The organism is Paralimibaculum aggregatum, from assembly GCF_030270585.1.
GTDB lineage: Bacteria > Pseudomonadota > Alphaproteobacteria > Rhodobacterales > Rhodobacteraceae > Thermohalobaculum > Thermohalobaculum aggregatum.
The window spans coordinates 74,650-96,333 of the sequence record NZ_BSYI01000013.1; the positions used below are offsets into that span (position 1 = coordinate 74,650).

The following is a 21,684-nucleotide window of genomic DNA, read 5'->3' on the forward strand; positions in this document are numbered from 1 at the left end:
CGGCGGCGGTTGCGTTGTGAGGACGAACTCCAGGACCAGACCGAGCCGAGGAAACGAGACCCATGCCTGACACCGGAAGCGTGATCGAAACCAAGGTCGCGGCCTTTGCGAAGGCGCTGAACGCCAAGCTCGAGACCAAGCGCAACGCGAAGATCGCCGAGTTGAAGAAGAAGGGCAAATCCGCCGCCGATGCCGAGAAGGCGGTGGTCAAGGTCTCCTTCAAGCTCTCCAAGGGCAAGGGCAGCGTGAGCCGCACGCCGCAGCAGCAGGCGGAGTATGTCTCCGGCGGCACCAGCTGGACCTGCGCCGGCGCCCATGTCGTCGACAAGGCGCGCCACGTGCTGATGTCTGTCACCCCGCCCGGCAAGTCGAAGAAGGTGTCGTGGAAGCTGACCGATGCCTTCGGCGGCAAGGACGAGCATTTCATGACCGTCTCCGAGTTCAAGGGGGAGTGGAAGTCGCAGATGTCGTCGCAGGGCCTGAAGAACTACAAGGGCGGCGACGGCTATGGCGACGGCGACGGCTTCCATCTCGAGCTGCCCGATTCGAAGGTGCCGCGCAGCGACAAGCGGGTGCAGGCCTGCCTCCTGCACTATGCCAAGATCACCCGCATCGACGGCAAGCCGAAGAACGACAAGTTCGAGAAGAGCTGGAAGTCGGACCTCGCGCCCCATGTGAAGAAGTACGAGAAGCAGAAGGAGGAGGAGGAGGCCAAGAAGCGCAAGGAGGAGCTGAAGGCGCTGCGCTTCGACGGCAAGATCACCGGCAAGGGCTCGCTGCTGGGCGGGGTCAGCAAGGACACGACCAAGGCGGCCACCGGTCTCGGCGAGATCCTGGTGCCCTCGCCGATCGATTCGGGGGGCATGAAGGCGAAGCCGGTCACGCTGCGCAAGGAGGTGCAGTTCGATTCGCTGGCGCGCGACATCTTCGAGTTCCTCGGCGTCGCCGAGACCTCGGGCTACGACATCAAGCTGCTGTTCACGGTGAGCTACGACGCGGTGGTCTACGACCATCTCACCCAGGGCTTCCTGAAGAACCTCTCGGTGAGCAGCACGGTGATGTTCAACACGCCGGCCGCCTCGGCGATGAAGGTGACGACGAAATTCATCGCCAGCGTGGCGCTCAAGCAGTCCGCCAAGGCGCCGGCCGGGTCGGTGGTGTTCGACTACAGCGTGAAATCGCCGATCAACGAGCAGACCGGCAAGGTCAGCTTCACCATCGCCGGCGCGAGCCTGAAATGACCTGAAAAAACCGGCCGGATTTTCACGCCGATCCTGCCGGTTCAGCCCCCGCCTCAGCCCTCGCCGCGGACATAGATGTCGTCGGCGCCGAGCGCCTCGATGCGGCGATAGCCCTTCGCGGTCATAAGCTCGTGGATCGCGGTGCCGTGCAGCGCGCCGTCGATCGCCCAGGCATGGACGGTGTAGTCGGCGAAGGGGAACGCGCTCAGCACCGCGAGCTCCGCCCCCATCACGTCGAGCGAGACCAGGTCGATCTCGCGGAGATACTGGCTGTCGAGGATCTGCGCGAGGCTGCGGGTGCGCACCGGCCGGCGCCGCGCCCGGTGCCGCGGATCGCCCTCGACGCGCGCGAGGATCTTCGGGTCGTAGGACTCGATCAGTCCGCTCATCTGGGTGAGCCCGGCGTCGATCTCCATGAACTCGGCCTCGCCGGTGGCGCCGGCCACGGCCATCGGCAGGCAGGGGCAGCGGCGGAACTCGGAGGCCTGCGCGCGCGCCTTGCCGGCCGGTTCCACCAGCAGCCCGGACCAGCCGCGCATCAGCTCGAAGAACAGGCAGTTGGAGCCGGTGATGCCGTCGAAGCCGCCGATCTCCACGAAGACGCCGCCGCGCTTGCCCTCGAAGACGCGCTCGTCGAGGAAGGCGTCCTGGCCGGAATGGCTGAAGAACTGGCCGCGGCGGTTGGAGGCGCGCTCGCAGTCCCAGATCATCTGGTGGATGCTGCCGCGGGCGCGCGCGGCGCGCACCTCGCCCGAGAGCTGGCGCATCAGGCGGTGGCCCTCAGCGAGCGCCTGGCGGCCGCGCTCGATCATCTCGCGGCCGCGGACGAATCGGCGCTCGGCATCGTCGCTCTGGCTCATGCTGGGGTCTCCGGGTGGGGCAGGGCGGCGGGCCGTGCGGGTCTCATGCGAGGGCGGCCTTCACGCGGGCACTGGCATCGGCGAAATCCATCCGGCCGGTATAGCGGGCCTTCAGCGCCGCCATCACCTTGCCCATGTCGCGGATCGAGCTGGCCGAGGTCTCGGCGATCGCCGCGCGGACCGCGGCGTCGATCTCCTTGTCGGTGAGCTTCTTGGGCAGGAATTCCGAGATGATCCGGGCCTCCTGGCGCTCGCGCTCGGCAAGCTCCATGCGGGCGGCCTCCTCGTAGGCGGCGGCGGATTCGCCGCGCTGCTTGACCATGCGCGAGAGGATCGCGGCAACCTCGGAATCGGGCATGCCGTCGTCGCCGCCGTCATTGGCGCGGAGCGCGATCTCGCGGTCCTTCAGGCAGGCGAGCATCAGGCGGAGCGTGCTCACGCGGACCTGGTTCTTGTCGCGCAGCGCCTCCTTCAGCGCATCGCTGATCCGGGACATCAACACCTGGCGTTCGGTCTCCTGGCAGCCGTCTGATCTCTGGCGGGCCGGCCTGCCCGCCCGCCGAACCTAGCCCAGCCAGCCGGCCGCGGCAACGCAGGCCCGATGCCCGCCCCGCGCCGGCCCGTGCTCCCCCGCCCCTGCGCCCGATCCTGCCGGGCGGGGCGGGGCGGGCAGGCGCGGCCCGGCTGGTCGCTTGACCCCCCCGACACGATCCACTAGCGTCCGCGCGCATTCGAACAAGGAGACCCGCCCATGCCATCCGGATCGCACGTCGTGCCCGGTTCGCAGCCGCCTGCCGTGAGCGCGGGCGCGCGCCCCACCGCCTGCCTGGCGCTGGCCGACGGCACGCTGTTCTGGGGCCACGGCTTCGGCGCTGCGGGGCAGACCGTGGGCGAGCTCTGCTTCAACACCGCGATGACCGGCTATCAGGAGATCATGACCGATCCCTCCTATGCCCACCAGATCGTGACCTTCACCTTCCCGCATATCGGCAACACCGGCACCACGCCGGAGGACGACGAGGCGGCCGATCCGGTGGCCCGCGGCATGGTGGTGCGCTGGCCGGTGACCGAGCCGTCGAACTGGCGCGCCGCGGCGCATCTCTCGGACTGGCTGGCCAGCCGCGGCCGGATCGGCATCTCCGGCGTCGATACCCGGCGGCTGACCCGGCACATCCGCATCCAGGGCATGCCCCATGCCGCCCTCGCGCATGATCCGGAGGGCCGGCTCGATGCGGCGGCGCTGGTCGCGGCGGCGAGGGGCTTCGACGGGCTCGAAGGGGCCGATCTGGCGCGCGGCGTGAGCACGGCGCAGAGCCATGTCTGGACCGAGACGGGCTGGAGCTGGGGCAGCGGCTTCGGCCGGCAGTCGGCGCCGAAGGCCCGCGTGGTGGCGATCGACTACGGCGCCAAGCGCACGATCTTCCGGCGCCTCGCCGAGGCCGGGGCGGAGGTTCTGGTGATGCCCGCCACCAGCACCGCCGAGGAGGTGCTGGCGCATCGGCCGGACGGCGTGTTCCTCTCCAACGGCCCCGGCGATCCGGCAGCCACCGGGGCCTATGCGGTGCCGATGATCCAGGGCGTGATGGCGGCGGAGAAGCCGGTCTTCGGGATCTGCCTCGGCCACCAGATGCTCGGCCTCGCGCTCGGCGCGCGCACGATGAAGATGACGCACGGCCATCACGGCGCCAACCACCCGGTGAAGGATCTCGAGACCGGCAAGGTCGAGATCACCTCGATGAACCACGGCTTCGCGGTGGATGGCACGACCCTGCCGGCCGGGGTGATCGAGACCCATCGCTCGCTGTTCGACGGCTCGAACTGCGGGCTCCGGCTCGACGGGCGCCCGGTCTTCTCGGTGCAGTATCACCCGGAGGCGAGCCCCGGGCCGCAGGACAGCCACTACCTCTTCGGCCGCTTCGCCGAGGCGATGGCGGCCCGGCGCTGAGCCGCGGCCCTCGCCACCCCGGCGGCGGGGTGGCGGAACGCCACGCGCGCATTAACCCCCCGTTAACGGTCAAATTTTAGGTTAATCCCGCAGGTTTTTGCGGGAGGGTGCGGTGCCGGTTGCGGTTCGGCGGTTCGGGAGAGCGGAGGCGGGCGCGGCGCGGCCCGTTCGCCGGAGGCCGGGGCGTTGAACCTGCAGGCGCCGCCCGGCGGCTGGCGGCTTCTCGGCGCCGCGCCGGCGCGGCACAGGCTGCGCGAGCGGGAGCCGTCGCGGCCGCGGCTCGGCGCGATCCTCGCGGCGCAGCACCGGCTGCGGCCGGCCGATCTCGCCAGCGCGCTGGCGCTGCAGCGGCTGCGGCCCGACCGGCTCGGCGCCACGCTGGTGGCCAATGGCTGGGCGGCGGAGGCGGATGTCGCGGCGGCGCTGGCGACACAGCGCGGCCTCGGGCTCGTCGATCTGGATGCCGCGCCGCCGGACCGGGCGCTGCTCGATCCCGAAGCCGCCGCCGACTATCTCCAGCGGGGGGTGATTCCCTGGCGCCGCAAGGGGCGGGTGACGACCTATGCCGCGGTCGACCCGGATGCGCTCGGCCCGGCGCTCGCCCGTATCGGGCCGCGGCGCGGGCTGGTCTGCATCGCGGTCTGCACGCGCAGCGCGCTCGAGCGGGCGGTGGCGGCGGCGCTGGCGCCGGAGCTCGCGGCGCGCGCCGCCGCCCGCTGCCCGGAGGCGGCCAGCCTGCGCGGCATCCGCGGCCTGCGCCGGCGCGTCGCCGCCGCGGTGCTCGGGGTCGCGGCGCTGGTCTGGCTCGGCGGCGAGGTCGGCGCGATGCTCGGCCTGCTGCTGCTCTTCCTGCTGAATGCCGCCACCGGGGCGCTGCGGATCGGCGCGATGCTGGCCGGGCGCTGCCAGCCGCCGCCGGCGCGGGACCTGCCGGAGGGCACCGTCGCCCTCAGCGCGCGCCGGCCGCTGCCGAGGGTGAGCCTGCTGGTGCCGCTCTACCGCGAGGCCGGGATGGTCGGCGAGATCGTCGCCGCGCTGTCGCGGCTCGACTATCCGCGCGCGGCGCTCGAGGTGCGGCTGCTGCTCGAGGCCGACGATGCCGAGACCATCGCCGCCGTCGCGGCGCACCGCCTGCCGGCCTGGATCCGGCCGCTGGTGGTGCCGGCGGGGCGGCCGCGCACCAAGCCGCGGGCGCTCAACTACGCGCTCGACTTCTGCACCGGCGAGATCGTCGGCATCCTCGACGCCGAGGACCGGCCCGAGCCCGGCCAGCTCCGCGATGTCGCGGCGACGCTGGCGGCGGCGGCGCCCGAGATCGGCTGCGTGCAGTGCCAGCTCTCCTATCACAACGCGCGCGAGAACTGGCTCTCGCGCTGCTTCCAGATCGAATACTCGATCTGGTTCGACGTGCTGCTGCGCGGCTTCCAGGCGCTCGGGCTGCCGATCCCGCTCGGCGGCACCTCGGTGTATTTCCGCCGCTCGGTGCTGCAGGCGGTGGGCGGCTGGGATGCGCACAACGTCACCGAGGATGCCGATCTCGGCATGCGGCTGGCGCGGCGGGGGCTGAAGGTGGCGGTGCTCGGCTCGGTGACCGAGGAGGAGGCCAACTGCGTCGCCTGGCGCTGGGTGCGGCAGCGCTCGCGCTGGCTGAAGGGCTATCTGCTGACCTGGCTGAGCCACATGCGCGCGCCGGGGCGGCTCTGGCGCGAGCTCGGCCCGCTCGGCTTCGCCGGGCTCAACCTGCTGTTCCTCGGCGCGGCGACGGCCTATCTGGCGATCCCGCTGTTCTGGGCGGCGATGGCCGGCTGGGCGCTGACCGGGCAGGGGCTCTGGCAGTCGGCGCTGCCGGGCTGGGCGCTCTGGCCGGTCATGGTGTCGCTGGCGATCGGGCAGGCGGTGATGCTGGGCTGCGCCGGGCTGGCGCTGCGCCGGCGCGGGCAGCTCGGCCTGCTCTGGGTGGTGCCGACGCTGCCGGTCTACTGGACGCTCGGCGCGGTGGCGGCCTGGAAGGCGGTGGCGGAGCTGATCGTCGCGCCGTTCTGGTGGGACAAGACCAGGCATGGGACGAGCCGCGCCCTCGGCGCCGCCCCGCCCGCCTCCGCCGCGGCTCCCGCGGCCGGCGCGGCGGGCGCGGCAGGTGCGGGGGGCGGGGGCCATCGAGAAAATGTCAGCGCGACAGGCTGGAAACCGCGCCGCATCGCGCAATAATGCTGCCGCCGCGGGCCGGGAGGCCCCGATTGCAGACAGGGAGACCACCATGGACAGCCTGCCCCTCACCCGACGTGCCATGCTCGGCGCGGGCGCGGCCCTCGGCGCCGCCGCCGCAACCGCCGGCCTGCCGGGCGCAGCCGGCGCCGCCGCCCCGATGCAGGGAGCGACGCAGCCGACGCATACCCGCTTCTCGATCGGCCGGTTCGAGGTCACGACGATCCTCGACGGCGCCGTTCCGGTGCCGGGCCCGCATCCGATCTTCGGCGAGAACGTCTCGGCCGAGGCGGTCGCCGCGCTGGCCGGGGAGAATTTCCTCCCGGCCGACAGGATGGAGATCCCGTTCTCGGTGACGCTGGTCAACACCGGCGAATCGCTGATCCTGTTCGACACCGGCAATGGCGGCGACACCGGCCGGCGGCCGAAGGCCGGGCTGCTGCTCGAGCGGCTCGCCGGGCTCGGCATCGCCGCCGAACAGATCGACACGGTGGTGATCACGCATTTCCACGGCGACCATATCGGCGGGCTCACCGAGGCCGGCGCGCCGGCCTTCCCGAATGCCGGCTACGTGTTCGGCGCGCGCGAGTTCGACTGGTGGAGCGACGAGGACCTGCTGTTCGACGACGCGATGTCGACGCGCGCGCAGCTGGTGCAGGACAAGGTGGTGCGGTTTGCCGAGAAGGCGCGGATGATCGCGCCGGGCGAGGCGGTGGTGCCGGGCATCGAGGCGGTGCAGGCCTTCGGCCACACGCCGGGCCACCTCGCCTTCCATCTCGAGAGCGAGGGCGCGCGGCTGATGCTGATCGCCGACACCGCGAACCACTATGTCGCCTCGATGCAGCGGCCGGACTGGCATGTCCGCTTCGACATGGACAAGGAGATGGCGGTGGCGGCGCGCAAGGCGGTGCTCGGGCAGATCGCGGCCGACCGGATCCCCTTCGTCGGCTATCACATGCCGGCGCCGGCGGTGGGCTATCTCGAGGCCCGGGACGGCGGTTTCCACTACGTGCCGGCGAGCTACCAGCTGCGCGTCTGAGCGCAGGCCCGGCCCGGCCGCATGACGCCGCGTGGTGCCCTATGACGGGGGCGGGGCGCCGGGGGCATCGAGCCCCCGCCGCCCCGCTCGGCGGCGGTGCCGCCTCGGGGCGCCCGGCGGCGGAGGTCGTGCCGGGGCTGCGCCCGGCGGCGGAGGTCGTGCCGGGGCTGTGCCCGGCGGCGGAGGGTGCGCCGAGGCCGCACCGCGCCGGGATGCATGGCGGAAGGCGGGGCGGAATGCATGCCGGGGTGGATGGCGCCGGCGGCGCGAATGCGCTACATCGCCGCCATGAGCGCAAATCCGCCCGAACTCCGCCCCGACATCGCCCCGGCCGCGCCGGCCGGGCCCGCCCCGCGCGCCGGCCAGCCGCGGCTCGGCATGGTCTCGCTCGGCTGCCCCAAGGCGCTGGTGGACAGCGAGCGCATCCTCACCCGCCTGCGCGCCGAGGGCTATGCCATCGCGCCGGACTATGCCGGCGCCGGCGCGGTGATCGTGAATACCTGCGGCTTCCTCGACAGCGCCAAGGCGGAGAGCCTCGAGGCGATCGGCGAGGCGCTGGCGGAGAACGGGCGGGTCATCGTCACCGGCTGCATGGGTGCCGATGCCGAGGCGATCCGCGCGGTGCATCCTTCGGTGCTCGCGGTCACCGGGCCGCAGCAATACGAGGCGGTGCTGGAGGCGGTGCATGCCGCGGTGCCGCCGGCGCCGGACCCGAAGATCGACCTGATCCCGGCGGCCGGGGTCAAGCTGACGCCGCGGCACTATGCCTATCTGAAGATCTCCGAGGGCTGCAACCATTCCTGCCGCTTCTGCATCATCCCCTCGATGCGCGGCAAGCTGGTCTCGCGGCCCGCCGGCGCGGTGCTGCGCGAGGCCGAGCGGCTGGTGGCGGCGGGGGTGCGCGAGATCCTGGTGATCAGCCAGGACACCTCGGCCTATGGCACCGATATCCGCCATGCCGCCAGCCGCTGGCGCGACACCGAGGTGGCGGCGCACATCACCGACCTCGCGCGCGAGATGGGCCGGCTCGGCGCCTGGGTGCGGCTGCACTACGTCTATCCCTATCCGCATGTCGACCGGCTGATCCCGCTGATGGCGGAGGGGCTGGTGCTGCCCTATCTCGACATCCCGTTCCAGCATGCCGCGCCTTCGGTGCTGCGCGCGATGCGCCGCCCGGCCAACGAGGCGAAGACGCTGGAGCGCATCCGCGGCTGGCGCGAGACCTGCCCGGAGCTGACCATCCGCTCGACCTTCATCGTCGGCTTCCCCGGCGAGACCGAGGCGGATTTCCAGTACCTGCTCGACTGGCTCGACGAGGCGCAGCTCGACCGGGTCGGCTGCTTCCAGTACGAGGACGTGGCGGGCGCCGCCGCCAACGACCTGCCGGGCCATGTGCCGGCGGAGGTGAAGGCCGAGCGCTGGGCCCGCTTCATGGAGCGCGCGCAGGCGATCTCGGCCCGGCGGCTCGAGGCCAGGATCGGGCGGCGGATGCCGGTGATCGTCGACGGCATCGACGAGGAGGGCACCGCGCTCTGCCGCGGCCCGGGCGATGCGCCGGAGATCGACGGCGCGGTCTTCGTCGAGGCACCGGGCGATCTCGCCGCCGGCGACATCGCGGAGGTCGAGATCGTCGACGCATCGGAGTATGATCTCTGGGGCCGCCGCATTTGATCCGCCCGTCCGCCGCGCCGCCCCGGGGCACCTGCTAGCGAGGCCGAGATGTTCCGCCGCACCGAGCTTCTGACCCCGCGCCTGCGCCTCCGCGGCTGGCGCGAGGAGGATCTCGTCCCCTTTGCCCGGCTGAATGCCGATCCGGAGGTGATGGCGCATCTCGGCGGCCCGCTGGCGCGCCAGGAGAGCGACATGATCATCGGCCGCTTCCTGGAGAAATGGCTCGAGGAGCCGGCCTTCGGCTGGTGGGCGCTGGAGGTCCGCGGCGATGGCGGCTTCATCGGCTTCGTCGGGCTCAACCGGCCGGATTTCACGGCGCCGCCGGCGCCCTGCGTCGAGATCGGCTGGCGGCTGGCGCGCGACGCCTGGGGGCAGGGCTATGCCACCGAGGCGGCGCGGGCCTGCCTCGACCACGGTTTCGGGACGGTGGGGCTGGACGAGATCCTGTCCTTCACGGTGCCGTCCAACACGCGCTCGCGCGCGGTGATGGAGCGGATCGGCATGCAGCGCGACGCGGCCGGCGATTTCGACCATCCGCTGGTCAAGAAGGAGAACCCGTTGCGCCGGCATCTGCTCTACCGCATCCGCCGCGACGACTGGCAGGGCGCGGATGGCTGAGCCGCCGGAACTGCCGGCGCTGCCGGCGCTGCCGGGCCTCGGGCTCGCCGGGCGGCGGGCGCTGGTCACCGGGGGCGGGCGCGGCATCGGCTTCGCCGCCGCCGCGGCGCTGGCCGGTGCGGGCGCCGAGGTGGTGCTGGCGGCGCGCGGGCGGCAGGAGCTGGAGGCCGCCGCCGGGGCGCTGCGCGCGGCCGGGCACGGCGCGCGCGCGGCGGTGCTCGACGTGACCGACCGGGCGGCGATCGCCCGCGTGACGGGCGCCGAGGGGCCGTTCCACATCCTGGTCAACGCCGCCGGGTTCCTGCGCCGCGCCGGCTTTCTCGAGACCCGGCCGGAGGATCTCGACCGCACGCTCGCGGTCAACCTGCGCGGCGCCTGGGATGTCTCGCAGGCGGTGGCGGCGGGCATGGTCGCGGCCGGGATCCGCGGCAGCATCGTCAATGTCTCGAGCCAGATGGGGCTGGTCGGCGGCACCCGGCGGGGCGGCTATGCGGCCTCGAAATGGGGGCTCGAGGGGGCGACGCGGGAGATGGCGCTCGACCTCGCGCGGCACGGCATCCGCGCCAACACCGTCTGCCCCACCTTCACCCGCACCGCGATGAACGCGGCGGCGCTGGCGGACCCCGCCTTCGCCGGCCCGGCGCTCGCCGGCATCCCGCTCGGGCGCTTCGCCGAGCCGGCCGACGTGGCCGGCGCGATCCTGTTCCTGGCCTCGGAGATGAGCGCCATGGTCACCGGCACCGCGCTGGCGGTGGATGGCGGCTTCACCGCGCAGTAGCCGCCGGGCTCAGCCGGCCGGCGCCAGCGGCGTCTCGCGGCGGAAATAGATCGAGAGCTGGCCGATCTCGATGCCGTATTTCGTGACATAGGCGCGGTTCACCATCACCCGGTCGTCGAGCTGCCAGAGCCAGTCGTCGAAATGCGCGCGCAGCGTGCCGTCCGGGGTCTCGAGATCGATGGTGTAGCGCCAGTTGAAGGCGTTGCCGGCCTCCTCGCCGGTGGCCTCGCCGACCACCCCGGCCGCGGTGCCGGCCCAGCTCTCGGCCGAGGTCTGGACGAGCCGCCAGACGCGCCGCTCGGTGCTGCCGTCCTCATAGAGGAAATCCTCGGTGAGGGTCAGCGTCTCGCCGTCCCAGACGCCGAGCACATCCACCACGAAGCTCCGGCGCAGGGTGCCGAACCGGTCCTGGAACACGCCATGCGCGGTGAGCCGGCCCTCGAGGAAGCGCTCGAGCTCGAGCTCGGGGCCCTGGCCGGCATGGTCGGCGAGGTCCGGCCCGCCGCAGCCGGCCAGCAAACCCAGCCCGGCTCCGGCCAGCGTGGCCGCCGCACGCGATTTCACTTTCTGCCACATAGGCGGGAAATAGGCTTGCGCCCGGCAGGTCAAGCGCCATGACTCAGCACAGACGGGTGGGCGCCGCCCCTGGGGCAGGCCGGAGCACGAGGAGAACCGCATGGGCTGGGGGCGCGTCGTCGGCCGGGGTATCGCGGCGCATGTCCTGGCCCTCGGGCTGGTGGGCTGCGCCGCCGAGCCGCGGCTGCCGGATCTCACCGCGATCTATGCCAAGGTGGCAGAGGCCGGCGGCGACGCCGCGCGGCGCCCGCTGATCACCATTCCCGGCACCCTCGGCTCGCGGCTGCGCGACAGCGCCACCGGCACCGTGGTCTGGGGCGGCGGCAGCCGCGGGCTCTCGGCCGATCCCGAGGACCCGGCGGAGGCGCGGCTGATCGCGCTGCCGGTGCTCGCCCCGGGGGCGCCCTTCGCGGCGCTGCGCGACGGGGTCGAGGCGGATGGCGTGCTCGACCGGGCGACGCCGGAGGTGCTCGGCATCCCGCTCGACATCGAGGTCTATGGCGGGGTCACGCGCACGCTGACGGCGGGCGGCTTCCGCACCGGGCCGGCGCGGCGCTCGCGGCTGCTGGCCAATCTGCGCCACGGCGGCTCCGGCGCCGAGCAGGTGCCGCCCGAGCCGCCCCGCCCGCCCGCCGCCGCCGCCGCCGCCGGCGATGCCGCCGCCGACGACGCCTCCGGCGATGCCGGAGCGGGCGCGGTGCCGCTCGCCGCCGTTGCCCCGGGCCGCGCCGAGGCGCTGGGCGATGCCGCGCTCGCCGCCCAGGCCGAGGCGCAGGTCAACGCCTTCCGCTTCGACTATGACTGGCGGCGCGACCTGCCCACGCTGGCCGCCGAGTTCCACGATTTCGTGATGCTGCGCCGGCGCCAGGTGGCCGAGGCGCGCTCGCGGCTCGAGGGCCGGCAGGTCGGCCCGGACGAGGTGACCTTCGATCTGCTGGCGCACAGCATGGGCGGGCTGGTGGCGCGCTACTACCTGATGCACGGGCCGGCGCCGCTGCCCGAGGACGGCTCGCTGCCGCCGATCACCTGGGAGGGGGCGCGGCATTTCAACCGGGCGATCATCGTCGCGACGCCCCATGCCGGCTCGATCCTGGCGGTGGACAACCTCGTCAACGGCAAGTCGCTGGGGCCGCTGCAGCCGTTCTACCCGCCGGTGCTGCTGGCGACGCATGCCTCGGTCTGGCAGCTCTTCCCGCGGGCGCGGCACCGGCGGCTGCGCGAGGCCGGGCCCGGCGGGCGCGTGCTCGACCCGCTCGATCCGTCGCTCTGGGAGCGCCATCGCTGGGGGCTGCTCGACCCGGCCGGCGAGGAGCTGCGCGCCTGGCTGATGCCGGAGATCGCCGACCCGGCGGAGCGGCTCGAACGCGCCGCGGCGCACCAGGCGCGGCTGATGCGGCGCGCCGTGCAGTTCCAGAAGGCGATGGACCGCTGGGGCCCCAAGCCGGAGCGGCTCGAGGTGTTCCTGGTGGTCGGCGGCGGCTTCGCCACGCCGGCCTCGGCGGAGGTCGATCCGGTCACCGGCGCGCTGGCGATCACCGGGCGCGAGGAGGGCGACGGGGTGGTGCTGCGCGCCTCGGTGCTGCTCGACGAGCGCCAGGGGCTGGCCGAGGCCGGCGGGCTGGTCACGCCGCTGCGGTTCGATTCGATCCTGTTCCTGCCGGACGAGCATGTCGAGCTGACCAAGAACCCGGTGTTCGGCGACAACCTGCTGTTCTGGCTGCTCGAGCAGCCGCGCGAGGCGGAGGGGCTGGCCGAGCCGAAACCCGGCGTGTTCGGTGGCGGCGGCGGCCGGCCGCAGCCGGTGCCGGCCGCTGCCGCCCTCGCCAGCGGTGCCGGCGCCGAGCGCTGAGCCCGGGCGCCGGCGGCCGGCGCCGCGGCCGCGTGCCGGGCGCCGGCGGCTGCGGCGCCAGAACGCGCTTGGCGAGCCGTGCCGCGCTGCGATAGGGTCGGCGCCGCGCCGGGCAGCTTCGGCGCGACAGGCCAGGAGGAGCAGATGGGCAAGGTATACGGCACCGCCGCCGAGGCACTGGACGGCGTCCTGACCGACGGCATGTTGATCGCGGCCGGAGGCTTCGGCCTCTGCGGCATCCCCGAGCTCCTGATCGCGGCGATCCGCGAGAGCGGCGCGAAGGATCTGACCGTCGCCTCGAACAATTGCGGGGTCGACGATTTCGGCCTCGGCATCCTGCTGAAGACGCGCCAGATCAGCAAGATGATCAGCTCCTATGTGGGCGAGAACGACGAGTTCATGCGCCAGTATCTCTCCGGCGAGCTCGAGCTCGAGTTCAACCCGCAGGGCACGCTGGCCGAGCGGCTGCGCGCCGGCGGCGCCGGCATCCCGGGCTTCTACACCGCGACCGGGGTCGGCACCGTGGTGGCCGAGGGCAAGGAGCACAAGGAGTTCGACGGCAAGACCTACATCCTCGAGCGCGGCATCCGCGCCGATCTTGCCATCGTCAAGGCCTGGAAGGGCGACACCCAGGGCAACCTCGTCTACCGGAAGACCGCGAACAACTTCAACCATCCCTGCGCGATGGCCGGCAAGGTCACCATCGCCGAGGTCGAGGAGCTCGTGGAGCCCGGCCAGCTCGACCCGGAGCACATCCACACGCCGGGCATCTTCGTGCAGCGCATCATCCAGGGCCCGCACGAGAAGCGCATCGAGAAAGTCACCACCCGCGCGGCGTAAGTCGCTCATCGGAAAGGAGATCGCCATGCCTTGGGATCGCAATCAGATGGCCGCCCGCGCCGCGAAGGAGCTCGAGGACGGCTTCTACGTCAATCTCGGGATCGGCATTCCGACGCTCGTCGCCAACTACATCCCCGAGGGCGTCGACGTGACGCTGCAGTCGGAGAACGGCATGCTCGGCATGGGCCCGTTCCCGACCGAGAACGAGGTCGATCCGGACCTCATCAACGCCGGCAAGCAGACCATCACCGAGCTCGACCGCACCTCCTATTTCGACAGCGCGAGCTCGTTCTCGATGATCCGCGGCGGCCATATCAACCTCGCCATCCTCGGCGCCATGGAGGTCGCGGAGAACGGCGACCTGGCCAACTGGATGATCCCCGGCAAGCTCGTCAAGGGCATGGGCGGGGCGATGGACCTGGTGGCCGGCGTCGAGCGCGTGATCGTGATCATGGACCACACCAACAAGGCCGGCGAGACCAAGCTGCTGAAGGCCTGCACCCTGCCGCTGACCGGCACCGGGGTGGTCGACCGGATCATCACCAATCTCGGCGTATTCGACGTCGCCGAGGGCGGGCTGAAGATCGTCGAGCTGGCCCCCGGGGTCACCGAGGACGAGGTCCGCGCCAAGACCGAGGCGACGCTGGTCGCCTGACCCGGCCGGCCCTCGGCTCCGGCCCGGATCGGGGGACCTGGCTTCGGCAGGGTCCGGCCAAGGGCCCCGCGCCGGCCACGCGCCCGGCAGCGCTTTCGGCAGGGGGCGAGCTCCGGCCCGCCCCCTTCGCCTGCCGCAGGGCCCCGGTTTCGACAGGGCGGGCTCCGGCCCGCCCCTTTCGCCTGCCGCAGGGCAGCGGTTTCGACAGGGGGCGGGCTCCGGCCCGCCCCTTTCGTCTGCCGCAGGGCAGCGGTTTCGACAGGGCGGGCTCCGGCCCGCCCCTTTCGCCTGCCGCAGGGCCCCGGCCCGGCCGAGGCCCCGCCGGCCCCCTCCCGCACCACCTCCGCCCGGCAGGCCCGGCAGGCCCGGCAGGACGGCACGCCCGCCAATCCGGGCCAAAAGCCCCCCGCGGACGGTTCCCCCGAAAGACCCGTGCGGACGGTTCCCCCGGAAGCCCCCCGCGGACGGTTCCACAGGAAGACCCGCGCGGAAAGTTCCCCCGGCAGGCCCGGGCAGACAGTTCCGCCGCCAGGACGACCCGGCAGGTTCGGAGAACCGGTTCGCCCCGACAACCCACCCGGCAGGCGAGGGCCAGCGGTTCGCCCGGCAGTTCCCCCCGGAAGGCCCAGGCGGAAGGTTTCCCCCCGGCAAGTCCGAGCGGACAATTCTACCGGCAGGGCCGCCCGGCAGGGTCGGAAAACCGGTTCGCCCAGACAGCCCACCCGGCAGGTCCGGGCGAGCGGTTCACCCGACAGGTTCCCCCGGAAGGTCCAAGCAGGAGGTTCCTCCGGAAGGCCCAAGCGAAAGGTTCCCCCGGCAGGTTCGAAGAACCGGTTCGCCCCGACAGCCCACCGGGCAGGTTAGGGCGAACGGTTCGCCCGGCAGGTTCCCGCGGAAGGCCCAGACGGAAGGTTCCTCCGGAAGGTGCGGACGAAACGTTCCCCCGGATGGGCCGGGCCGAAGGTCCCCCCCGGAAGGTGCGGGCGGACAGTTCCACCGCCAGGGTCGCCCGGCAGGGTCGGAGAACTGGTTCGCCCCGACGGTCTACCCGGCAGGTTCGGCTAGGCTGTTCGCCCGAAAGGTTCGTGAGGGTGGTTCGCCCGGCATGTCCGGGCGGAAGGTTCCCCCGGGAGGTATGGACGGACGGTTCGGCTAGGCTGTTCGCCCGAAAGGTTCGCGCGGCGGGCCGCCCGGCATGTCCCGGTGAAAGGTTCCCTCGGAAGGTACAGGCGGAAGGTCTGCGTGGCAGGTTCCCCTGGGGAGGTGCGGGCGGAAGGTTCGGCTATGCTGTTCGCCCGAAAGGGTCGCGCGGGGGGCGCGCCCGGCATGTTCTGGCGGAAGGGTCCCTCGGGAGGTGCGGGCGGAAGGGACGCCCGGAAGGTTCCCCTGGGAGGTTCGCCCGAATGGCTCGTGAGGGCGGTTCGCCCGGCATGTTCTAGCGGAAGGTCTCTTTGGGAGGTGCGGGCGGAAGGTTCGGTTGGGCCGTTCGCCTGAAGGGGGCGCGCGGGCGGTTTGCCCGGTCGGTCCGGGCGGAAGTTCGCCCGGGGGGTGCGCGTGGAAGGTCCGGCCGGCGGATGCGGGCGGCGGGTTTGCCCGGGCGGGCCGGGCGGGCCGGGCGCGGGGGGCGTGCGGAACGCCCGTCCGGGAGGTCGGGGCGAGGGGTGGCCCGGCGGGTCGGGGCACTGGCCGTTCCGGCGTGGGCCGGCCGGGGCGGCCTGCCCGTGCCGGGTGCGGGCGCGGGCGCGCGGCGGGGCGGCGTGCCTCAGCCCCAGAGCGCGGGCTCGGGCGGCCGGATCACCGAGCCCTCGTAGCCGAGCCCCGGTTCCCGGTCCCGCGCCAGCAGCAGCGGCCCGTCGAGATCGACGAAGGCGGCGCGCTGCGCCAGCAGCATCCCCGGCGCCATCGCCAGCGAGGTGCCGAGATTGCAGCCGACCATGATGCCCATGCCCGCCGCCTCGGCGGCATCGGCCAGCGCCAGCGCCTCGGTCAGCCCGCCGGCCTTGTCGAGCTTGATGTTGACATAGTCGAAGCGGCCGGCGAGGCGCGCCATCGAGGCGCGGTCGGTGCAGCTCTCGTCCGCCGCCACCGGGATCAGCCGCTCGATCCCCTCCATCGCCGCCTCGCGGCCGACCGGGAAGGGCTGCTCGACCAGCTCGACGCCGAGCTCGCGGAGCGGGCCGAGCAGCGCGACCAGCTGCTCCCGCGTCCAGCCGGTGTTGGCATCCACCGAGATCCGCGCCGCCGGGGCGCCCTCGCGCACCGCGCGCACGCGCTCGAGATCGCCCTCGGGCCGGCCGAGCTTGAGCTTGAGCACCGGCCGCGCGGCATTGGCCCGCGCCGCCGCGCCCATCGCCTCCGGCGTGCCGAGCCCGATGGTGAACACCGTGGTGACCGGCTGCATCGGCGCCACCCCGGCGGCCTCGGCGGCGGGGCGGCCGGAGAGCTTGGCCTCGAGATCCCAGAGCGCGCAGTCGAGCGCCGAGCGGGCCGGGCCGGGGGGCAGCAGCTCGGCCAGCCGCGCGCGCCCGGCGCCGGCCTCGATTTCGCCGCGCACCCGCTCGATCTCCGCCGCCAGCAGCGGCCGGTCGCCGCCCTCCTCGGAGCGGTCGGCCTCGCCGCGGCCCAGCGCCGTGCCCTCGGCGATCTCCACCGCGAGCACCGCCGCCTCGTCCTGGCGCATCCGGCTGATCACGAAGGGCTCGCGCAGCGGCCAGTCCTCGGCGCGGACGGTCAGGCGGCGGCTCATGCCGAGACCCCGGCGGGCACCGGGCCGAGCAGCGCGTCGAGGATCGGCGCGGTGCCGGTGCGCACCGGGTCGATGGCGGGCAGGCCGGTCTCGGCGCTGGCCGCCTCGAGCGCAGCGCGGGCCTCGGCCTCGCCGAGCGCGCGGGTGTTGAGCGCGATGCCGACGACCCGCGCCGCCGGGCAGGTGATCCGCGCCGCGGCCTCGTTGGCGGCGATCGCCTCGGTGAGCGAGGGCAGGGCATAGCCGTCATAGCCGCCGTCGTCGATCAGCGTGCGGCCGGCCTCGTGGCAGAGCACCAGCGCCTCGGCCTGGGCGCCGTGCAGCAGCCCGAGCGAGACCGCCGCATAGGCCGGGTGGAACAGCGAGCCCTGGCCCTCGATCAGGTCCCAGTGATCCGGGTCGGCGGCCGGGCAGAGCACCTCGACGGAACCCGAGAGGAAGTCCGACACCACGGCGTCCACCGGCATGCCGGAGCCGGCGATGAAGATCCCGGTCTGCCCGGTGGCGCGGAAATCCGCCGCCACGCCCCGCGCCGCCATGTCGCGGCCGAGCGCCAGCGCGGTGAACATCTTGCCGACGGCGCAGTCGGTGCCCACGGTCAGCAGCCGGTGGCCGGAGCGCGGCGCCCCGGTGCCGCAGGGCAGCCCCGCCGGCGGCACCCGCACGTCGTGGAGCGCGCGGCCGTTGCGCGCCGCCGCCTCGGCGATCGCCGGCACCGCGGCGAGCCGGGCATGCAGGCCCGATGCGATGTCGAGCCCGGCCTCGAGCGCCGCGACGAAGGTGGCGACCCAGTCGTCCGGCAGCCCGCCGCCGACCGAGGCGGTGCCGATCACGAGGCTGCCGACGCCCTGCGCCGCCGCTTCCTCGAAGGTGAGATCCGGCAGGCCGAGATCGGCGCCGCAGCCCGGCAGGCGGTATTGCCCGGCGCAGATCTCCGGCCGCCAGGCGGCGACGCCGGTGGCGGTCTTGGCGCCGAGATTGGTCTCGGCCGCGCCGAGGAACAGCAGGTAGGGCGGGCGGATCGAGACGGGCTGGACGGTCATCGCGGCTCCTTTCGGCGCGGGGCGGCTCGGCTTCGGAGCGCCGATACTGCGCTGCCCGGCCCCCCTGCGGCAAGAGGGCGCGCGGCAGCGATGCACTGGCGGAGCGCCCCGCCGCGGGTCTATGCCGGAAACGCATTCCGAGACGCCCCCGGGCGCCATTTCATCCAATCCCAGACCGGTATCCGCCCGTGAAGCCGAAGATCCTGACCACGCTGCCCGACTATACCCGCGCCCTGTTCGGTGCCGACCTGCTCGCCGGCATCACCGTCGCCATGGTGGCGCTGCCGCTCAGCCTCGCCATCGCCATCGCCTCCGGCGCGCCGCCGGCCACCGGGCTGGTCACCGCGGTGGTGGCGGGGTTCATCATCTCGGCGCTCGGCGGCAGCCGGGTGCAGATCGGCGGCCCCACCGGCGCCTTCATCGTGGTGGTCTACGGGGTGATCGCCGAGCACGGGCATGACGGGCTGCTGCTCGCCACCCTGATGGCCGGGATCATCCTGCTCGGCGCCGGGGCGCTGCGCCTCGGCAACCTGATCGCGCATGTGCCGGAGGCGGTGGTCAACGGCTTCACCATCGGCATCGCGGCGATCATCGCGACCAGCCAGGTGAAGGACCTGCTCGGCCTGCAGGCCGATGGCGTGCCGGCGGATTTCCTCGAGAAGCTGCCGGTGCTCTGGGCGGCGCGCGACACGCTCTCGGTCGAGGCGCTCGGCATCGGGCTGGTCACCGGGGTGGCGATCGTGGTGCTGCGCCGGCTGGCGCCGAAGCTGCCGGGGCTGATCGTCGGCGTGGCGCTGGGCTCGGTGCTGGTGGCGGCGTTCGGCCTCGAGGTGGAGACCGTGGAGGCCCGCTTCGGCGCGCTGCCCGACCAGCTGCCGATGCCGGCGCTGCCGGAGATCACGCTGGCCCGGGTCGAGGCGCTGATGCCCTCGGCCTTCGTGATCGCCTTCCTGGCCGGGATCGAATCGCTGCTCTCGGCGATGGTGGCCGACCGGATGATCGAGGGCCGGCACCGGCCCAATGCCGAGCTGCTGGCCCAGGGCAGCGCCAATCTCGGCGCCGCGCTCTTCGGCGGGCTGCCGGCCACCGGCGCGATCGCGCGCACCGCCACCAACATCCGCGCCGGCGGGCGCACCCCAGTGGCCGGGCTGGTGCATGCGCTGGCGGTGCTGGTGATGATGATGTTCGCGGCGCCGCTGATCGGGCAGATGGCGATGCCGGCGCTGGCCGCGCTGCTGATCCTCACCGCCTGGAACATGAGCGAGCCGCACAAGTGGCGCAGCTATCTCTCCGCCCGGCCCTCGGACCGGCTGCTGCTGATCCTGACCCTGGCGCTGACGGTGCTGACCGACCTGACGGTGGCGATCGGCGTCGGCGTGGCGGTCGGCCTGGCGATCCGCCTGCGCCGCCGCGAGGTGCCGCCGGCCGACTGGACGCCGCCAGACCGCTGAGGGCCCGGCCCGCGGAGGGGCCGGACCGCGGAGAGGCCGGATCGCCAAGGGGCCGGACCACTGAGGGGCCAGACCACTGAGGGGCCGGACCACTGAGGGGCCGGACCGCGGAGGGGCCGTATCGCCTAAGGGCCGGACCGCCGAGGGGGCAGGCCGCCGAAGGGTCGGACCGCCGAGGGCCAGACCGCTGAGGGACCGGACCACCGGGGGGCCGGACCGCGGAGGGGCCAGACCGATTAGGGACCGGACCACCGAGGGGCTGGACCGCCAAGGGGCCGGACCGCCGAGAGGCCAGATCGCCGAGGGGCCAGACTGCCAAAGGGCTGGACCGCCAAGGGGCCGGACCGCCAAGAGGCCAGATCGCTGAGGGGGCCGGACTGCCGAGAGGTCAGACCGCCGAGGAATCAGGCCGCTTAGGGGCCGGACTGCCGAGAGGGCGGATCGCCGAGGGGGCAGGTCACCGAGGGGTCAGGCCGCCGGGGGACCGGACCGCCGAGGGGCCGGGCTGCCGAGGGGCTGGACTGCCAAGGGGCAGGTCGCCAAGGGGGCGGATCGCCGGGGGGCCGGGTCGCTGAGTGGTCGGATCACCGAAGGGCCATGCCGCCGAGGGGGCGAGTCTGGCGTGCGCCGGGCCCGGGCGGGCGGCGCGGCGCCGAGCGGTCGGACCGCCGAGGGGGCGGATCGCCGGGGGTCAGATCACTGCGTGGCCAAGTTGCCGAAGGGCCATGCCGCCGGGGGGCGGGTCTGCCTTGCGCCGGGCCCGGGCGGGTGGCGCGGCGCCGAGGGGGCGGATCGCCGGGCGCGGCGCGCGGGGCGGCTCAGCCGGCCACCGAGGCGACGCGGGTGCAGATGTCGTCGATCACCCGCTCGAGCAGCGCCGCGTCCTCGCTCTCGCCCATCACCCGGATCACCGGCTCGGTGCCGCTCTTGCGGATCACCAGTCGCCCGGTGGCGCCGAGCGCGTCCTCCGCGGCGGCGATCGCCTGTGTCACGCCGGGGTCCTCGAGCGGCCGGGTCACCGGGTCGAAGCGCACGTTCTTCAGCAGCTGCGGGCAGGGCTCGAAGAGCCGGCAGGTCTCCGAGGCCGGCCGCTCCGCCTCGGTCAGCGCGGCCAGCACCTGCAGCGCCGCCAGCAGCCCGTCGCCGGTGGTCACATGGTCGCCGAGGATGATGTGGCCGGACTGCTCGCCGCCGAGATTGAAGCCGCCGGCGCGCATCTTCTCCACCACGTAGCGGTCGCCCACCCTGGTGCGCAGCAGCATGATGCCGCGCTCCGCCAGCAGCCGCTCGAGCCCGAGATTCGACATCACCGTGGCCACCAGCGTGCCATGCGCCAGCGTGCCGGCCTCGGCCATCCGGCTGGCGATCAGCGCCATCACCTGGTCGCCGTCGATCACCCGGCCCTTCTCGTCGATCAGGTGCACCCGGTCGGCATCGCCGTCGAGCGCGATGCCGAGATCGGCGCCGCTCTCCACCACCGCGGCCTGCGCCGCCGCCGGATCGGTGGAGCCGCAGTTGAGGTTGATGTTCTCGCCGTTGGGGGCGTTGCCGAGCCGGATCACCTCGGCGCCGAGCTCCCAGATCACCTCCGGCGCGGTGCGATAGGCGGCGCCGTTGGCGCAGTCCACCACGATCTTCAGCCCCGACAGCGTACGCCCGCGCGGGAAGCTCGCCTTGCAGACCTCGATATAGCGCCCGCGGCCGTCGTCGATGCGGGTGGCGCGGCCGATCTCGCCCGGCGCGACGAGATGCGTGCCGTTCTCCATCAGCGCCTCGATCTCGGCCTCCACCGCGTCGGAGAGCTTGTAGCCGTCCGGCCCGAACAGCTTGATGCCGTTGTCCTCGAAGGGGTTGTGGCTGGCCGAGATCATCACCCCGGCATCGGCGCGCAGGCTGCGCGTCAGCATGCCCACCGCCGGGGTCGGGATCGGGCCGGTCTGCAGCACGTCCATGCCGACCGAGGTGAAGCCGGCGGTCAGCGCGGTCTCGAGCATGTAGCCCGAGCGCCGGGTGTCCTTGCCGATCACCACCGAGTGGCGCCGCAGCCCCTGGGTGAAATAGCGCCCCGCCGCCTGGCCGAGCCGCATCGCCACCTCGGCGGTCATCGGATGGGTGTTGGCGCGGCCGCGGATGCCGTCGGTGCCGAAATACTTCCTGCTCATGCCCG

General features: G+C 73.4%; 17 protein-coding genes. 11 read left to right on the forward strand and 6 right to left on the reverse strand.

The window, feature by feature from the left end:
• The first annotated feature begins 62 nt into the window (after window positions 1-62).
• Window positions 63-1,241, forward strand: a complete 1,179-nt coding sequence (locus QSJ97_RS09940) for a hypothetical protein (RefSeq protein WP_285671595.1) — start codon at window positions 63-65, stop codon at window positions 1,239-1,241.
• A gap of 53 nt (window positions 1,242-1,294) precedes the next feature.
• Here the strand turns inward: QSJ97_RS09940 and QSJ97_RS09945 are convergent, their stop codons facing one another.
• Both QSJ97_RS09945 and QSJ97_RS09950 read right to left on the reverse strand, forming a co-directional pair.
• Window positions 1,295-2,101: an FkbM family methyltransferase gene (locus QSJ97_RS09945; protein ID WP_285671596.1), complete on the reverse strand. Its 807-nt coding sequence runs from the start codon at window positions 2,099-2,101 to the stop codon at window positions 1,295-1,297.
• Window positions 2,102-2,144: 43 nt separating this feature from the next.
• Complete coding sequence (locus QSJ97_RS09950; RefSeq protein ID WP_285671597.1) at window positions 2,145-2,597, reverse strand: GatB/YqeY domain-containing protein; 453 nt, start codon at window positions 2,595-2,597, stop codon at window positions 2,145-2,147.
• Window positions 2,598-2,852: 255 nt separating this feature from the next.
• Here QSJ97_RS09950 and carA point away from each other — a divergent pair, with 255 nt between their 5' ends.
• From carA to QSJ97_RS09980, 6 genes are all read left to right on the forward strand, one after another.
• Window positions 2,853-4,046, forward strand: coding sequence for a glutamine-hydrolyzing carbamoyl-phosphate synthase small subunit (gene carA, locus QSJ97_RS09955; protein ID WP_285671598.1), 1,194 nt, complete (start codon window positions 2,853-2,855; stop codon window positions 4,044-4,046).
• 186 nt (window positions 4,047-4,232) lie between these two features.
• On the forward strand, window positions 4,233-6,254 hold the full coding sequence (locus QSJ97_RS09960; protein WP_285671599.1) for a glycosyltransferase family 2 protein: 2,022 nt from the start codon (window positions 4,233-4,235) through the stop codon (window positions 6,252-6,254).
• A 49-nt stretch (window positions 6,255-6,303) separates the two neighbouring features.
• Complete coding sequence (locus QSJ97_RS09965) at window positions 6,304-7,290, forward strand: MBL fold metallo-hydrolase (RefSeq protein WP_285671600.1); 987 nt, start codon at window positions 6,304-6,306, stop codon at window positions 7,288-7,290.
• Window positions 7,291-7,578: 288 nt separating this feature from the next.
• Complete coding sequence (rimO, locus tag QSJ97_RS09970; protein WP_285671646.1) at window positions 7,579-8,961, forward strand: 30S ribosomal protein S12 methylthiotransferase RimO; 1,383 nt, start codon at window positions 7,579-7,581, stop codon at window positions 8,959-8,961.
• A gap of 48 nt (window positions 8,962-9,009) precedes the next feature.
• The gene (locus tag QSJ97_RS09975; RefSeq protein WP_285671601.1) at window positions 9,010-9,579 is read left to right on the forward strand and encodes a GNAT family N-acetyltransferase; all 570 of its coding nucleotides are present in this window, start codon (window positions 9,010-9,012) and stop codon (window positions 9,577-9,579) included.
• The gene (locus QSJ97_RS09980; RefSeq protein WP_285671602.1) at window positions 9,572-10,357 is read left to right on the forward strand and encodes an SDR family NAD(P)-dependent oxidoreductase; all 786 of its coding nucleotides are present in this window, start codon (window positions 9,572-9,574) and stop codon (window positions 10,355-10,357) included. Before QSJ97_RS09975 ends, QSJ97_RS09980 begins: the two co-directional genes overlap by 8 nt.
• A 9-nt stretch (window positions 10,358-10,366) precedes the next feature.
• On the opposite strand, the gene QSJ97_RS09985 is transcribed toward QSJ97_RS09980, so the two are convergent.
• Complete coding sequence (locus QSJ97_RS09985; protein ID WP_285671603.1) at window positions 10,367-10,921, reverse strand: DUF3833 domain-containing protein; 555 nt, start codon at window positions 10,919-10,921, stop codon at window positions 10,367-10,369.
• A 112-nt stretch (window positions 10,922-11,033) separates the two neighbouring features.
• On the opposite strand from QSJ97_RS09985, the gene QSJ97_RS09990 reads away from it, so the two are divergent.
• From QSJ97_RS09990 to QSJ97_RS10000, 3 genes are all read left to right on the forward strand, one after another.
• A complete protein-coding gene (locus tag QSJ97_RS09990) occupies window positions 11,034-12,782 on the forward strand; it encodes an esterase/lipase family protein (protein WP_285671604.1) in 1,749 nt (582 codons plus the stop codon).
• A 144-nt stretch (window positions 12,783-12,926) separates the two neighbouring features.
• On the forward strand, window positions 12,927-13,622 hold the full coding sequence (locus tag QSJ97_RS09995) for a CoA transferase subunit A (RefSeq protein WP_285671605.1): 696 nt from the start codon (window positions 12,927-12,929) through the stop codon (window positions 13,620-13,622).
• A gap of 25 nt (window positions 13,623-13,647) precedes the next feature.
• Window positions 13,648-14,277 (forward strand): CoA transferase subunit B, encoded by a 630-nt coding sequence (locus QSJ97_RS10000; protein ID WP_285671606.1) that lies wholly within the window; start codon window positions 13,648-13,650, stop codon window positions 14,275-14,277.
• 1,762 nt (window positions 14,278-16,039) lie between these two features.
• Here the strand turns inward: QSJ97_RS10000 and dgcA are convergent.
• Entirely contained in the window at window positions 16,040-17,023 is a 984-nt protein-coding gene (gene dgcA / locus QSJ97_RS10005; RefSeq protein WP_285671607.1) for an N-acetyl-D-Glu racemase DgcA, read from the reverse strand.
• Window positions 17,020-18,066, reverse strand: coding sequence for an N-acetyltransferase DgcN family protein (locus QSJ97_RS10010; protein ID WP_285671608.1), 1,047 nt, complete (start codon window positions 18,064-18,066; stop codon window positions 17,020-17,022). Before QSJ97_RS10010 ends, dgcA begins: the two co-directional genes overlap by 4 nt.
• Window positions 18,067-18,254: 188 nt before the next feature.
• Here QSJ97_RS10010 and QSJ97_RS10015 point away from each other — a divergent pair, with 188 nt between their 5' ends.
• Window positions 18,255-19,517, forward strand: a complete 1,263-nt coding sequence (locus QSJ97_RS10015; RefSeq protein WP_285671609.1) for a SulP family inorganic anion transporter — start codon at window positions 18,255-18,257, stop codon at window positions 19,515-19,517.
• Window positions 19,518-20,335: 818 nt separating this feature from the next.
• Here QSJ97_RS10015 and glmM read toward each other — a convergent pair.
• Window positions 20,336-21,679, reverse strand: coding sequence for a phosphoglucosamine mutase (glmM, locus tag QSJ97_RS10020; RefSeq protein WP_285671610.1), 1,344 nt, complete (start codon window positions 21,677-21,679; stop codon window positions 20,336-20,338).
• Window positions 21,680-21,684 lie beyond the last annotated feature (5 nt).

Excerpts from the sequence above, each read along its gene's own strand:
- QSJ97_RS09940 (WP_285671595.1), top strand. The coding sequence starts at position 63 with ATGCCTGACACCGGAAGCGTGATCGAAACCAAGGTCGCGGCCTTTGCG.
- QSJ97_RS09945 (WP_285671596.1), bottom strand. The coding sequence starts at position 2,101 with ATGAGCCAGAGCGACGATGCCGAGCGCCGATTCGTCCGCGGCCGCGAG.
- QSJ97_RS09950 (WP_285671597.1), bottom strand. The coding sequence starts at position 2,597 with ATGTCCCGGATCAGCGATGCGCTGAAGGAGGCGCTGCGCGACAAGAAC.
- carA (WP_285671598.1), top strand. The coding sequence starts at position 2,853 with ATGCCATCCGGATCGCACGTCGTGCCCGGTTCGCAGCCGCCTGCCGTG.
- QSJ97_RS09965 (WP_285671600.1), top strand. The coding sequence starts at position 6,304 with ATGGACAGCCTGCCCCTCACCCGACGTGCCATGCTCGGCGCGGGCGCG.
- rimO (WP_285671646.1), top strand. The coding sequence starts at position 7,579 with ATGAGCGCAAATCCGCCCGAACTCCGCCCCGACATCGCCCCGGCCGCG.
- QSJ97_RS09975 (WP_285671601.1), top strand. The coding sequence starts at position 9,010 with ATGTTCCGCCGCACCGAGCTTCTGACCCCGCGCCTGCGCCTCCGCGGC.
- QSJ97_RS09980 (WP_285671602.1), top strand. The coding sequence starts at position 9,572 with ATGGCTGAGCCGCCGGAACTGCCGGCGCTGCCGGCGCTGCCGGGCCTC.
- QSJ97_RS09990 (WP_285671604.1), top strand. The coding sequence starts at position 11,034 with ATGGGCTGGGGGCGCGTCGTCGGCCGGGGTATCGCGGCGCATGTCCTG.
- QSJ97_RS09995 (WP_285671605.1), top strand. The coding sequence starts at position 12,927 with ATGGGCAAGGTATACGGCACCGCCGCCGAGGCACTGGACGGCGTCCTG.
- QSJ97_RS10000 (WP_285671606.1), top strand. The coding sequence starts at position 13,648 with ATGCCTTGGGATCGCAATCAGATGGCCGCCCGCGCCGCGAAGGAGCTC.
- dgcA (WP_285671607.1), bottom strand. The coding sequence starts at position 17,023 with ATGAGCCGCCGCCTGACCGTCCGCGCCGAGGACTGGCCGCTGCGCGAG.
- QSJ97_RS10010 (WP_285671608.1), bottom strand. The coding sequence starts at position 18,066 with ATGACCGTCCAGCCCGTCTCGATCCGCCCGCCCTACCTGCTGTTCCTC.
- glmM (WP_285671610.1), bottom strand. The coding sequence starts at position 21,679 with ATGAGCAGGAAGTATTTCGGCACCGACGGCATCCGCGGCCGCGCCAAC.